The 13451-nt window shown below is 73.5% G+C and carries 14 protein-coding genes; 6 read left to right on the top strand and 8 right to left on the bottom strand.

What is annotated here, in order from left to right; translation table 11 throughout:
- Window positions 1-4: 4 nt before the first annotated feature.
- Window positions 5-916, bottom strand: a complete 912-nt coding sequence (locus JQC91_RS06180; protein WP_203285936.1) for a zinc ABC transporter substrate-binding protein — start codon at window positions 914-916, stop codon at window positions 5-7.
- Window positions 917-979: 63 nt separating this feature from the next.
- Between JQC91_RS06180 and JQC91_RS06175 the strand changes: the two genes are divergently transcribed.
- From JQC91_RS06175 to JQC91_RS06165, 3 genes are read left to right on the top strand one after another with little or no spacing between them, the layout of a single operon-like run.
- Entirely contained in the window at window positions 980-1459 is a 480-nt protein-coding gene (locus JQC91_RS06175; protein WP_203285935.1) for a Fur family transcriptional regulator, read from the top strand.
- Complete coding sequence (locus JQC91_RS06170) at window positions 1456-2166, top strand: metal ABC transporter ATP-binding protein (RefSeq protein WP_203285934.1); 711 nt, start codon at window positions 1456-1458, stop codon at window positions 2164-2166. The genes JQC91_RS06175 and JQC91_RS06170 overlap by 4 nt, the downstream gene beginning before the upstream one ends.
- A complete protein-coding gene (locus tag JQC91_RS06165) occupies window positions 2166-2957 on the top strand; it encodes a metal ABC transporter permease (protein ID WP_203285933.1) in 792 nt (263 codons plus the stop codon). Before JQC91_RS06170 ends, JQC91_RS06165 begins: the two co-directional genes overlap by 1 nt.
- A gap of 27 nt (window positions 2958-2984) precedes the next feature.
- Here the strand turns inward: JQC91_RS06165 and JQC91_RS06160 are convergent, their stop codons facing one another.
- From JQC91_RS06160 to JQC91_RS06135, 6 genes are all read right to left on the bottom strand, one after another.
- A complete protein-coding gene (locus JQC91_RS06160; RefSeq protein WP_203285932.1) occupies window positions 2985-3446 on the bottom strand; it encodes a hypothetical protein in 462 nt (153 codons plus the stop codon).
- The gene (locus JQC91_RS06155) at window positions 3443-3928 is read right to left on the bottom strand and encodes an RNA pyrophosphohydrolase (protein WP_203285931.1); all 486 of its coding nucleotides are present in this window, start codon (window positions 3926-3928) and stop codon (window positions 3443-3445) included. Before JQC91_RS06155 ends, JQC91_RS06160 begins: the two co-directional genes overlap by 4 nt.
- A 26-nt stretch (window positions 3929-3954) precedes the next feature.
- Entirely contained in the window at window positions 3955-5130 is a 1176-nt protein-coding gene (gene bktB, locus JQC91_RS06150; protein WP_203285930.1) for a beta-ketothiolase BktB, read from the bottom strand.
- Window positions 5131-5203: 73 nt separating this feature from the next.
- The gene (locus JQC91_RS06145) at window positions 5204-5986 is read right to left on the bottom strand and encodes a metallophosphoesterase family protein (RefSeq protein ID WP_203285929.1); all 783 of its coding nucleotides are present in this window, start codon (window positions 5984-5986) and stop codon (window positions 5204-5206) included.
- Window positions 5983-7578: a phosphoglycerate dehydrogenase gene (gene serA, locus JQC91_RS06140; protein WP_203285928.1), complete on the bottom strand. Its 1596-nt coding sequence runs from the start codon at window positions 7576-7578 to the stop codon at window positions 5983-5985. Before serA ends, JQC91_RS06145 begins: the two co-directional genes overlap by 4 nt.
- 87 nt (window positions 7579-7665) lie before the next feature.
- Complete coding sequence (locus JQC91_RS06135) at window positions 7666-8796, bottom strand: phosphoserine transaminase (RefSeq protein WP_203285927.1); 1131 nt, start codon at window positions 8794-8796, stop codon at window positions 7666-7668.
- A 108-nt stretch (window positions 8797-8904) separates the two neighbouring features.
- Here JQC91_RS06135 and serB point away from each other — a divergent pair, with 108 nt between their 5' ends.
- The 3 genes from serB to JQC91_RS06120 all read left to right on the top strand — a co-directional run bounded on the left by serB (window position 8905) and on the right by JQC91_RS06120 (window position 12222).
- Window positions 8905-9780, top strand: coding sequence for a phosphoserine phosphatase SerB (gene serB, locus JQC91_RS06130; protein ID WP_203285926.1), 876 nt, complete (start codon window positions 8905-8907; stop codon window positions 9778-9780).
- Window positions 9781-10048: 268 nt separating this feature from the next.
- Window positions 10049-10855 carry an alpha/beta hydrolase gene (locus JQC91_RS06125; RefSeq protein WP_203285925.1) on the top strand — a complete coding sequence of 269 codons (807 nt, stop codon included), beginning with the start codon at window positions 10049-10051 and terminating at the stop codon, window positions 10853-10855.
- Between the two features lie 23 nt (window positions 10856-10878).
- Entirely contained in the window at window positions 10879-12222 is a 1344-nt protein-coding gene (locus JQC91_RS06120; RefSeq protein WP_203285924.1) for a PAS domain S-box protein, read from the top strand.
- Here the strand turns inward: JQC91_RS06120 and rlmN are convergent.
- Window positions 12219-13394 (bottom strand): 23S rRNA (adenine(2503)-C(2))-methyltransferase RlmN, encoded by a 1176-nt coding sequence (gene rlmN / locus JQC91_RS06115; RefSeq protein WP_203285923.1) that lies wholly within the window; start codon window positions 13392-13394, stop codon window positions 12219-12221. The genes JQC91_RS06120 and rlmN overlap by 4 nt on opposite strands.
- Window positions 13395-13451 lie beyond the last annotated feature (57 nt).

Here is a 13451-nt window from a genome sequence, read left to right as displayed (position 1 = left end):
CGCCCTACTCGACGCAGCCCGCCAGCGCCGCCGCCACCGCGCGCAGCGTCGCCGCGTGGTGCCCCGGCCCGACCGGCACGTCCGCGCCCAGCGGATCGGCCACGACCTGCACCACCTCGGTCCCCTCGAGCACCGTCTCCATCAGGCGCGCCGGCTCCTGCGGCTCCGTGACCGCGCAGGCCGCGCCCGCGGCCACCTCGCGCAGTTCCGCCATCCGCGCGGCGCCCGGATCGCCCGTGGCGCTCACGTGGATCGCCGCCGGCTCCTCCAGCCCGTAGCGCACGACCAGCGGCGCCCACGCGTCGTGCGCCGTCACCCACGCCATCCCGCGCAACGGGGCCAGCGCGACCGCCATCTCCCGGTCCAGCGCCGTCAGGTCGGCGGCGGCGGCCTCGGCGTTCGCCGCGTAGGCCGCCGCGTTGGTCGGGTCGGCCTCGGCCAAGGCGGCGGCGATCGCGGCCACCTTCTCTGCGGACTCGATGGGGTCGAGCCAGAAGTGGATGTCCGCCGCGTGCGCGTGGTGGTCGTGCTCCCCCTCCGCGTGATCGTCGTGGCCGGCCTCCTCCTCGCCGTGATCGTGGTCGTGGTCTTCGTGATCCTCGTGCCCCTCCCCGGCGACCAGCTCGACCGACGCGGCATCCGGCGCCAGCGTCCCGACCGCGTCCTCCAGCGCCGGGGTCAGGCCCGGCCCGGTCCAGACCACGACGCCCGCCGACTCGAGCAGCGCGGCCTGCGCGGGGCGCATGGACCAGCCGTGGGGCGAGACGCTGCCGTCGAGCAGCAGCTCGGGCGCGCCCACCCCCGCCATCACCTGCGCGACGAGCGAGTGGACCGGGGCCACGTCGACGACGACGCGGGGCGCCTCGGCGGATGCCGCGGTCGCGAAGGGAATCAGGGCGAGAGGGGCGAGGCGCATGACGGACCTGTTATGTTGTAACGCCACGTTGCTAGCCGCCCCGTTACATAGTAACAAGTCCCCATGGAGACCTTCTACCCCCCCTCCGGCTTCCACCGGCACGACCACGACGCCTGCATCGAGGCGGTCATGGAGGCCGTCGAGGCCCGCATCGCGGCGCGCAAGCTGCGGATGACACCCGTGCGCCGCCGGGTCCTGGAGATGCTTCTCGAATCCCATCGGGCCATGGGCGCCTACGACGTCCTCGCGCGGCTGAAGGAGGAGGGCTTGGGCTACCAGCCCCCCATCGCCTACCGCGCGCTCGACTTCCTCGTGCGGCACGGCTTCGCCCACCGCATCGAGAAGCTGAACGCCTTCGTCGCCTGCGCCCGCCCCGACTGCGCCGACCCCGCATTCCTGATCTGCCGCTCCTGCGCCGCCGTGTCCGAGGCCGACGCCCCCGCCGGCCTCGACCGGACGGCCCGGCTGGAGGGCTTCGCCGTGGAGCGCGCCATCGTCGAGGCCGAGGGCCTCTGCCCCGCCTGCCGCCGCGAGGGCACGTGACGCCGCTGGTCGAGATCGAGCGGCTGGCGGTGCGGCACGGCGGGACCCGCGTGCTGCACGACGTGTCGCTCTCGGTGGCGCCGGGCGAGATCGTCACGATCGTGGGGCCGAACGGGTCGGGCAAGTCGACGCTGCTGCGCGCGATCATCGGCGCGGTGACGCCGGACGCGGGCACCGTGCGGCGCGCCGACGGGCTGCGCATCGGCTACGTCCCGCAGAAGATGCCGCTGGACCCGTCGCTGCCGCTCACGGTGCGGCGCTTCCTGTCGCTGCCCAAGCGCGGTGGCGACGCCGGCCGCGCCTTGGAGGAGGCGGGGGCGGCCGACCTCGCCGAGCGGCAGATGACGGCGCTCTCGGGCGGGCAGCTCCAGCGCGTGGCGCTGGCGCGCGCGCTGATGGAGGCGCCGGACCTGCTCCTGCTGGACGAGGCGACGCAGGGCCTCGACCAGCCCGGCTCGGCGGCGTTCTACAAGCGGATCGAGGCCGTGCGGCGGGAGACCGGCTGCGGCGTCCTGATGGTCAGCCACGAGCTGCACGTCGTCATGGCCGCCTCGGACCGCGTGGTCTGCCTGAACGGGCACGTCTGCTGCGAGGGGACGCCGAACCAGATCGTCGACGCCCCCGAATGGCGCGCGCTGTTCGGCACCGGCACGGCGGGCGCGCTGGCCCTCTACCGCCACCAGCACACGCACGAGCACCACCACTGATGGACCCGCTCGGCAGCTTCTTGGTCCGCGCGGCGCTCGCGGGGGTCGGGGTCGCGCTCGCGGCCGCGCCCTTGGGCTGCGTCGTCGCGTGGCGGCGGATGGCGTTCTTCGGGGACGCCACGGCGCACGCGGCGATCCTCGGGGTGGCGGGCGCGCTGACCCTCGCGGTGGCCCCGGTCTGGGGCGCGCTCCTCGCGGCCTTGGCGATGGGGGCGGGGGTGGCGTGGCTGTCCGAGCGGGGCTGGGCGGCGGACACGGCGCTGGCCGTGCTGTCCCACGGCGCCTTGGCGGTGGGGCTCGTCGCGATCTCGCTCGTGGGCGTCCGGGTGGATCCGGAGGCCGTGCTCCTCGGCGACGTGCTGGCGGTGTCGCGCGGCGACCTCGCGGTGATCTGGGGCGGGGCGGCGGTGGTCGGCGCGCTGCTCTGGTGGCGCTGGGACCGCATCCTCGTGGCGACCTTGGGCGACGACCTCGCGCGCGCGTCGGGCGTGGACCCCGACCGGGAGCGGGCGGCCCTGACCTTGGCCCTCGCCGTGGTGATCGCGGTGGGGATCGAGGTGGTGGGCGCGCTGCTGATCGCCGCGCTCATGGTGGTGCCCGCCGCCGCCGCGCGCCCGTGGGCGGGGACGCCCGAGCGGATGGTGGCGGTGGCGATGGGGATCGGCGCGACCGCGGCGCTCGCGGGGCTGTGGGGGTCGTGGGCGTGGGACGTGCCCACGGGGCCCGCGATGGTCTGCGCCGCGACGGGGGCCTTCGCGGCCTCTGCGGCGTGGGACCGGCTGCGCGGGTAGCGCTACCCCCCCCCGCGCCGGGCCGGCCTAGCCGCAGGCCCCTCGGACGCAGCGGCGCAGCTCGGCCAGCACCTCCGGCGTGGCGGGGAAGGACCACATCGGGCAGGCGGCCTCGTCCAGCACGAGCGTCCCGCCCGCGTCCCGCAGGAACAGCACCGCCTCCCCCGCCGGCGGCGCGCCGCACCAGTGGGCGACGCACCCGACCTCGATCGTCACGCGCACCGGGCGGGGCGCGGACCACCCGTCGCGCGTGGCGAAGCGGAGCGCGCCGGTCGCCTCGACCGCGTAGCCGCGCCGATCCGGCGCGCCGGGATCCTCGGACGCGGGCGCGGTCCAGCCCTCCGGCGGCGCCAGCGTGCCCCGCGCGATGCGATACCCCGCGGGCGACGCGTCCGCCTCCGCGAAGGTGCGGGCCGGCTCCGGGCGCAGGCAGGAGAGGGCGTGCGCCGGCTGGGCCGCGAGGGCGAGGAGGAGGACGAGCGCCCTCACAGCAGCCCGAAGCCGCCGAGCACCGCCGCGTAGACGTCGCGCTTGAACGGGACGATGCCGTCGAGCACGGCCCGCGGCTCCGACCAGCGCCATTCCGAGAACTCCCGCTCGTGCGCGTCGAGGTCCACCGCCGCGTCCGGGCCGTCGTAGGAGAGCCGCACCCAGTCCTGCATCTGGCCCCGGTAGCGGCCCTTCCAGAGCTTGGGGACCAGCTCGGCGGGCAGGTCGTAGGGCACCGGCTCGGGGAGCTGCGCGACGAAGGCCACCGCCCCGCGGGCGAGGCCGGTCTCCTCGTGCAGCTCGCGGTAGGCGGCGTCCATCACCGCCTCGCCGGGGTCGATGCCGCCTTGGGGCATCTGCCATGCGGGGGCCTGCCCCATGCGGTCGAGCCGCTGGCCGGTCCAGACGCGCCCGTCCGGGTTCGTCAGGCAGATGCCCACGCAGGGGCGGTAGGGGAGGGCGGCGATCTGGTCGGGTGTCATGGGGGCACAGGGGGGCCGCGCCGCGCTCAGGTCAAGCGCTCGATGGCCACCGCGATGCCCTGCCCGCCGCCGATGCACATGGTGGCCAGCGCGCGGGCGCCGCCGACGCGCTCCAGCTCGTGCAGTGCCTTGCACAGAATGATGGCGCCCGTGGCCCCGACCGGGTGGCCCAGCGCGATGGCCCCGCCGTTCGGGTTCACCCGCTCGGGGTCGAGGCCCAGTTCCCGCGTCACGGCGACGGCCTGCGCGGCGAAGGCCTCGTTCGACTCGACCACGTCGAAGTCGTCCGGCCCGAGCCCCGTGCGCGCCATCAGCTGCCGCACCGCCGGGACCGGCCCCATGCCCATCACGTCGGGGGCCACGCCGCCATGGCCCCATCCCACGATCCGGGCGCGGGGCGTCCAGCCCGCCCGCGCGGCGCGCTCCGCCGTCGCCAGCACCAGCGCCGCCGCCCCGTCGTTGATCCCGCTCGCGTTGCCCGCCGTCACGGTGCCGTCCTTCTGGAAGGCCGGGCGCAGCCCCGCGAGCGCCTCCGCCGAGGTGGCCTTGGGATGCTCGTCGGTGTCGAAGGCCACCTCCTCGCGCTTGCGCCTCACGGTGACGGGGACGATCTGGTCGGCGAAGCGGCCCTCGGCGATGGCCTGCGCCGCGCGCTCTTGGCTGCGCAGCGCGAAGGCGTCCTGATCGGCCCGCGACACGCCGTGGCGCGCGGCCACGTTCTCCGCCGTCACGCCCATGTGCCCCGTGCCGAAGGGGCAGTTCAGCGCCCCCAGCATCATGTCCATCACCTGCGCGTCGCCCATCTTGGAGCCCCAGCGCATCCCTTGGATGGCATGGGGCGAGCGGGACATGCATTCGGCGCCGCCGACCAGCGCGACCTCGGCGTCGCCCGTGGCCAGCGCCTGCGCGCCGGAGACCACCGCCTGAAGGCCCGAGCCGCAGAGCCGGTTCACGTTCATCGCGGGCACCGTCTCGGGGACGCCCGCCTCCATCGCGGCGACGCGGGACAGGTACATGTCGCGCGGCTCGGTGTTGATGACGTGGCCGAAGACCGTGGTGCCGACCTCCCCGGGGGCCACGCCCGCCCGCCCCAGCGCCGCGCGCGCGGCCGTGGCGGCGAGCGCCGTCGGGGGGCTCGCGGCGAGGCTGCCGCCGAAGGTGCCGATGGCGGTGCGGGCGGCGGAGAGGATGACGACGTCCATGGGGCGGCTCCGGGGTCTGGGGTCCGGGCCGAGTATTCGGGGAACGGCGGGGCGGGGGAAGAGGGACGTGCCGTCAGGCGCGGGCGCGCCGCACCGGCGGCCTGATGGGGACGCGGCCCGCCTCCGTGAGGTGCCACGCCTCCGGTCCGTCGAGGGCGGCGGCGGCGGCGGGGCGCCCGTAGCCCGCGCCGGTGTCGAGGTTCAGCCGGTTGCCCCGGTGCTCGGGCCGGTCGACGGGGGTGTGGCCGTGCACGACCAGGCGCCCGTGGTCGGTGGGGTCCGACAGGAACGGCTCGCGGATCCAGACGAGGTCGTCCTCGACCTGCTCCCCGAGCGGCACGTCCGGACGGATGCCCGCGTGGACGAAGGCGTGGTCGGCGGCGAGGTGCATCGGGACGAGCGCGTCGAGGAAGGCGAGGTGGCGCTCGGGCACGGCGGCGGCCATCGCGGCGCGCAGCTTGGCGAGCCTCGGGTCGGCCTCGTCGGGCACCTCCTCGTCCCACCGCCCCGCGCGGGGCCGGTCGCGCCAGCGCAGGTAGGACTTCAGCGTGTCGCGACCGCCGAGGCGGGGATGCAGCCACGTCAGCCCCTCGCGCAGGCCCGGATCGCGCAGGGGGCCGCCCGTGACGGCGCTGCGGAACATGCGGTCGTGGTTGCCCAGCAGGAAGGTCCATGGGCGTCCCTCGGCCCAGCCCGCCGCCAGCCGGTCGATCACGGCCCGCGCGTCGGGGCCGCGATCCACGTAGTCGCCGAGGAACACGATCTCGGCGTCGGGACCGCCGTCGGCTTCGATCAGCGCGAGCACCCGGTCCAGCTGGGCCGGGTGCCCGTGGATGTCGCCGACGGCGTAGATCATGCCGCCTCGAAGCGGAGAGGGGCGACCGACTGGAACAGGCCGGTCTCGCGCAGCGCGTCGAGCGCCTCCGCCGGCGGCTGGTCGTCGAGGTAGAGCAGCGCGATGGCGTCCTTCCCCCGGTCCGAGCGCCCCAGCGTGAAGTTCGCGATGTTCACGCCCTTCTCGCCCATGGTCTGGCCCAAGGCGCCGATGATGCCCGGCACGTCCTCGTTGGTGGTGTAGAGCATGTGCGCGCCCACCTCGGCGTCGATGTTGATGCCCTTGATCTGGATGAAGCGCGGCTTGCCGTCCGAGAACACCGTGCCCGCGATGGACCGCTCGCGCTGCGCCGTCTTGACGATGACCTTGATGTAGCCGTCGAACACGCCCGACTTGTCCTGCCGCGTGGTGGAGATCTCGATCCCCCGCTCGCGGGCGATGACCGGCGCCGAGACCATGTTCACGTCCGGGTTCACCGACTTCATCAGCCCCGCGATCACGCCGCAGTTCAGCGCGTCGAGGTTCATGTCGGCGACAATGCCGTTGTAGACGATTTCAATGGAATCAACGGCTTCCTCGGTCAGCTGACCCACGAAGGCGCCGAGATGATCGGCCAGCCTCAGCCACGGCCCCATCACCTTGGCCTCCTCGGCGGTGACCGAGGGCATGTTGAGCGCGTTCGTCACCGCGCCCGTCAGCAGGTAGTCCGACATCTGCTCGGCCACCTGCAGGGCCACGTTCTCCTGCGCCTCGGTGGTCGACGCACCCAGATGCGGGGTGCAGACGACGTTGGGCAGGCCGAAGAGCGGGCTGTCGGTGGCGGGCTCCGTCTCGAACACGTCGAAGCCCGCGCCGGCCACGTGGCCGGACTTGAGGAGGTCGGCCAGCGCCGCCTCGTCCACGAGGCCGCCCCGTGCGCAGTTGACGATGCGCACGCCTTTCTTCGTCTTTTCAAGGTTTTGGCGGGACAGGATGTTCTTCGTCTGGTCGGTCAGCGGGACGTGCAGGGTGATGACGTCCGCCTTCGCGAGCAGCTCGTCCAGCTCCACCTTGCGGATGCGCAGCTCGGTCGCGCGCTCCTCGGAGAGGAAGGGGTCGTAGGCCACGACCTTCATGCCCAGGCCCACGGCCTTCTGGCAGACGATGCCGCCGATGTTGCCCGCGCCGATCACGCCCAGCGTCTTGCCGGTCAGCTCGACGCCCATGAAGCGGGACTTCTCCCACTTGCCCGCCTGCGTGGACGCGTCCGCCTCGGGGATCTGGCGGGCCACGGCGAACATCAGGGCGATGGCGTGCTCGGCCGTCGTGATCATGTTGCCGTAGGGCGTGTTCATCACGATCACGCCCTTCTTGCTTGCTGCCGCCTTGTCGACGTTGTCGGTGCCGATGCCCGCGCGGCCCACGACCTTGAGGTTCGTGGCGCGCTCCAAGAGCTTCTCGGTCACCTTGGTGGCCGAGCGGATGGCGAGGCCGTCATACTGGTCGATCACCTCGGCCAGCTTCTCCTTGTCCTTGCCCAGCGAGGGGTCGAAGGTCACGTCGATGCCGCGGTCGCGGAAGATCTGCACGGCGGTCTCGGACAGCTTGTCGGAGACGAGGACTTTGGGGGCCATGATGGGCTCCTGATATGCGTGGTATGCGTGGGCTGTCGCCCACCCTACGGGGGTGGGCCGATGTCGTGGGGTGGGCAAAGGCCCACGTTATGCGGCGGCGGCCTGCGTCTCCTGGGCGTAGGCCCACTCGATCCAAGGCATGAGGGCGGCCACGTCGTCGGGCTCGACGGTCGCGCCGCACCAGATGCGCAGACCCTCGGGCGCATCTCGGTAGCCCTTGACGTCGAGGGCCACGCCCTCCGCCTCCAGCCGCTTGGCGATCTTGGCGGCGACGCCCTCGCCCCGGATCGTCAGGCAGATCGACGTGGTGGAGCGGGTGGCGGGATCGACGGCGAGGTTGGCGATCCAGTCGCGGGTCTCGCAGAACTCCCAGATGGCCCGCGCCGAGCGCCGCGAGCGGTCGATCAGCCCGTCGAGCCCCACGCCCTCGGCCCAGTCGAGCGCCGAGAGGTAGTCCTCCACGCACATCATCGACGGCGTGTTGATCGTGGCGCCCTCGAAGATGCCCTCGATCAGCTTGCCGCCCTTGGTCAGGCGGAACACCTTGGGCAGCGGGCGGTCGGGCGCGTAGCTCTCCAGCCGCTCGACCGCGCGGGGGCTCAGGATCAGCACGCCATGCGCGCCCTCGCCGCCCAGCACCTTCTGCCACGAGAAGGTGGTGACGTCGCACTTGTCCCACGGCAGGTCCATCGCGAAGCAGGCGGAGGTGGCGTCCACGAAGGTCAGGCCCTCGCGGTCGGCGGGGATCCACTCGCCGTCGGGCACCGCCACGCCGGAGGTCGTGCCGTTCCACGTGAAGCCGACGTCATGGGACCAGTCCACCACCGACAGGTCCGGGAGGTGGCCGTAGTCGGCCTCCATCACGGTGGCGTCGAGGTCCAGCTGCTTCACGGCGTCCGTGACCCAGCCCTTCCCGAACGACTCCCACGCCAGCATGGTGACGGGGCGGGCGCCCATCATCGTCCACATCGCCATCTCGTAGGCGCCGGTGTCCGAGGCGGGCACGATGCCGACGCGGTAGTCCGCGGGCAGGCCGAGCAGCGCGTGGGTGCGGTCGATCGCCTCCTTCAGCCGCGACTTCGCGGGCTGGGCGCGGTGCGAGCGGCCCAAGGAATTGGTGGCGAGGTCGGAGAGCGAGAAGCCCGGATGCTTCTTGCAGGGCCCCGAGGAGAAACGGGGATCGGCCGGACGGGTGTCCGGTTTCGCGGGTCCAGTCATGGTATCCTTCCAGATATTCGCCCTCCGTTGGGGGAGGGTGTCCCGCCGCCGTCGCTATTCGCCGCCGAGGGGTCGCGCAAGGCCCCATCGCGCGCTATGCGCCGCCCCATGTCGCAGACCCGCATCTTCGTGCTCGCCGCCGCCGAGGGGGCGCTGGACCCCGGCACCGTCGAATCCCTGCGCTCCGCATGGGGCGGCACCGCGCCCCGCTGGCTGTCGCCGCGCCAAGCGGCGGAGTTCGAGGCGCCCCTGCCCGACAGCTTCGAGGAGGCACGCGCGGGGCTCGACGCGCAGGGGATCGACCTGAACGCCGTGCGGCCCGAGGGGCGGCGCAAGCGGCTGCTCTTGGCGGACATGGACAGCACCATGATCGCGCAGGAATGCATCGACGAGCTGGCCGTCCACGCGGGCGTGGGCGAGCGGGTCGCGGCGATCACCGCGCGGGCCATGAACGGCGAGATCGGGTTCGAGGGCGCGCTGCGCGAGCGGGTGGGCCTCTTGGCGGGGCTGCCGGTGGCCGCGATCAACGAGACCATCGCCGACCGCCTGACGCTGGCCCCCGGCGGGCGGGCGCTGGTGGCGACGATGCGGGCGCAGGGCGCGCGGGCCGAGCTCGTGTCGGGCGGCTTCACCGCCTTCACCGCGTGGGTCGTGGACCAGCTCGGCTTCGACGGGCACCGCGCGAACGTGCTGGAGGTGGAGCGCGGGCGCCTGACGGGTGGCGTGGGCGAGCCGATCCTCGGGCGCGACGCCAAGGTCGAGCGGATGCGCGACCTCTGCGCCGAGATGGGGATCGCGGCTGCGGACGTGCTGGCGGTGGGCGACGGGGCCAACGATCTCGGCATGATCCGGGCGGCGGGGATGGGCGTGGCCGTCCACGCCAAACCCGCCGTGCAAGCCGAGGCGCCGCTCCGGGTCAACCACGGCGACCTCTCGGCGCTCCTCTACCTGCAGGGCATCGCGCGCGACGACTTCGCCGCCTGACCGGCAGCCGTCCGCCGCCGCCGCGCGCGCCGGGGAACCGTCGCAGCGCATCCCTCGTTGCGCCCTCGATACCGTCCCGAACCCGAGGAACCCGACATGGCCGAGATCGACAGCCTCCAGTGGCTCAAGACCGTCCTGATGCCGCGCAAGCGCGACAAGCGCTGATCCGCCCCACCCGCCCCCGGCGAACGGCCCGGGGCGGCGCCATCGGCGGTTGATCCGACCGCCCGTCCCTGCTTGGTAGACCCGACCCGAGCGGAGGCCCGAGATGGACATCAAGACCCGCCACGCCGTCACGGTCGACGGCTCCGGCGACCGGGCGATCGTGTTCGTGCACGGCTACGGCTGCGACAAGACGATGTGGCGCAAGGTGGCGCCCGCCTTCGAGGACGCGTTCACGGTCGTGACCTACGACCTCATGGGATGCGGCGCCTCGGCCACCTCGGACTACGACGCCACCCGCTACGGGACGCTCGCGGGCCATGCCGACGACCTCGTGGCCGTGCTGGAGGGGCTCGGCCTGCGCGACGTGATCGCCGTCGGCCATTCCGTCAGCGCGATGATCGTGGCCCTCGCCGCCAACGCCCGGCCCGACCTCGTCGAGCGCCTCGTGATGGTCTGCCCCTCGCCCTCCTACATGGACGACGGGGACTACGTCGGCGGCTTCGCCCGCGCCGACCTCGAGGGCCTGCTGGAGGTGCTCGACGCCAACTACCTCGGCTGGTCCTCCGACATGGCGCCCGCGATCATGGGCACGCCCGACGCGCCCGAGCACGGGCAGGAACTGGTCAACAGCTTCTGCCAAGCCGATCCCGACATCGCCAAGCACTTCGCCGAGGTCACGTTCCTGTCCGACCACCGCGCCGACGTGAAGGCGGTGCGCCAGCCGACCTTGGTGCTGCAGTGCCGCGACGATATCCTCGTGCCGCCCCCCGTCCGCGACTGGCTGTCCGAGAACATGCCCCGCGCCGACATGGTGATGCTCGACGCCACCGGGCACTGCCCCCACGTCTCCTTCCCGCAGGCCACGATCGCCGCGATCCGCGCCGCCGTCGCGCCCGTCGCGGCCCGGTGACGCGGACCTGACGGGCGGCGGCGATGGACGACCCCGCCCACGACGGGACGCGGATCGACGCGGACCTCCTGCCCTGCGGCATCGCGGGGATCGACGGCGAGGGGCGCGTCACCTTCGCCAACGCGGCCCTGCGCGACTGGCTGGGCCGGGAGGGGCAGGACTTGGAGGGGACCCGGCTGCTCGACCTGCTGACCCCGGCGGGGCGCATCTACTTCGAGACGCACCTGCGCCCGCTCCTCGCCGTGCAGGGCGAGTTCGCCGAGGTCGCGATCGAGCTGCGCCGCCGGGACGGCACGCGCATCGGCGTCACCATGGCCGCCCGCGCCGAGGCGGCGGACGGGACCATGCGCGCCGCCCGGATCTGCGTCCACCGCAACGAGCAGCGCCGCGCCTACGAGCGCGAACTGCTGACCCGCCGGATCGAGTCCGAGCGCTTCGCCGCGACGGTGCGCTCGGCGCCCGACGCCATCATCGTGATCGCATCGGACGGGCGGATCGAGGCGTGGAACCCCGCCGCGACCGCCCTCTTCGGCTGGACCGAGGCCGAGGCCACGGGCCGCCGCCTCGACGACCTGCTCGTCCCCGCCGACGAGCCGCCCCTCCCCGACGCGGTCCTCGCCGCGATCCGCGCGGGCGAGGACCTGCACGACGAGGTGGAGCGCCTGCACCGCGACGGGCGGTCCATCCCCGTGCGCCGCTCCGTGGCCGAGGTGCGCGACCCCGTGGGCCGGTCGTCGGGCCGCGTCGTCACCTACGGGGACATCTCCGAGCAGCGCCGCGCGCGGGCGCGGGTCGACGTGCTGGTGCGCGAACTGGCGCACCGCACCAAGAACATCCTCGCGATCGTCGGCGTGGTCGCCCGCCAGACGGCCCGCCACCACGCCGGCGCGGACTTCACCGCCGCCTTCGACGCGCGCCTGTCCAGCCTGTCGCGCAACCAAGACCTCCTGACCGTGGGCGGCGGCGAGCGGGCCGACCTCGGCGCCCTGATCCTAGGCCAGCTCCGGCCGCTCGACGCGGGCGCCCGCATCGCCACGGACGGCCCGGCGGTCGACCTCGGGCCGCGCGCGGCGCAGGCCGTGGGCATGGCGATCTACGAACTCGGCACCAACGCCGCCAAGTACGGGGCGCTCTCGACCCCCGCCGGTCGCCTGTCCGTCACGTGGCGGACCGCCGACGGGCGCCTCCGGCTCGACTGGGCGGAGACCGGCGGCCCCCCGGTGTCCCCGCCCGTCCGCCGGGGCTTCGGCTCCCGCGTCACGGGCGCCCTCCTCGACAGCGCGCTGGCCGGGCGCGCGACCCACGACTACGCCCCCGGCGGGCTGCGGTGGCGGCTCGACGCGCCGTTGGCGCGGCTGGCCGACTAGAGCCCCGCCTCGGCGGCGATCTCGCGGCGCGACTTGCGCGCGCGCTCCGTCTCCGACTTCAACTGGCCGCAGGCGGCCATGATGTCCTCGCCCCGCGGCGTGCGGATCGGGCTGGCATAGCCCGCCTGCATCAGGATCGTCGCGAAGGCCCGGATGCGGTTGTTGCTCGACCGCTTGTAGGGCGCGCCCGGCCACTCGTTGAACGGGATCAGGTTCACCTTGGCCGGGATGCCGTCCAGCAGCCCCACCAGCCGGTGCGCGTCCGCGTCCGTGTCGTTCACCCCGTCCAGCATCACGTACTCGAAGGTGATCCGCTCGCTGTTCGTGGCCTTGGGATACTCCCGCAGGGCGTCGAGCAGCGTCTCGATGTTCCAGCGCTTGTTGATCGGCACCAGCACGTCGCGCACCGCGTCCGTGGTCGCGTGGAACGACACCGCCAAGAGGCAGCCGATCTCCTCGGCCGTGCGCGCGATCTCGGGCACCACCCCGCTCGTGGACAGCGTGATGCGGCGGCGGCCCAGCGCGATCCCCTCGTTGTCCATGACGATCTTCATCCCGTCGCGGACGTTCTCGAAGTTGTAGAGCGGCTCGCCCATGCCCATCAGCACGATGTTCGACAGCAGGCGCGGCCCCGCCTCGCCGGTGCCCACGCCCGGCTCGGGCCACTCCCCGAGGTCGTCGCGCGCCAGCATGACCTGCCCCACGATCTCCGCCGCGGTGAGGTTGCGGACGAGCTTCTGCGTGCCCGTGTGGCAGAACGAGCAGGTCAGCGTGCAGCCCACCTGGCTGCTGATGCAGAGCGTCCCGCGCCCCTCCTCGGGGATGTAGACGGTCTCCACCTCGTGCCCGCCCGCGATGCGGATCAGGTACTTGCGGGTGCCGTCCGCGCTGACCTGCCGCGTCATCACCTCGGGCAGCGCGATCACGAAGCGCGCGGCCAATTCGGCGCGATACCCCTTGGCGAGGTTCGTCATCGCGTCGAAGTCGCGCACGCCCCAGTGGTAGAGCCACTGCCACACTTGGTTCACGCGCATCTTCACCTGCTTGGGCGGGGTGAACTCCGCCAGCGCCCCGGCCATCTGCGCGCGCGTGAGGCCCACGAGGTTCGGCAGCCCCGCCGCAGCCGCGCGGGGGATCGTCAGGACGTCTTGCGTGATCGGCGCTTGGGTCATGTCGCACCCCGGAATGGCAGAAGGCGCCCCATATAGGGACGCCCTCGGGAAATTGAC

Origin of the sequence: Jannaschia sp. Os4, assembly GCF_016820245.1 — a bacterium.
Classification (GTDB): domain Bacteria; phylum Pseudomonadota; class Alphaproteobacteria; order Rhodobacterales; family Rhodobacteraceae; genus Jannaschia.
Note: the sequence above shows the minus strand (reverse complement) of the source record. Positions and strands in the feature narration are given on the sequence as shown.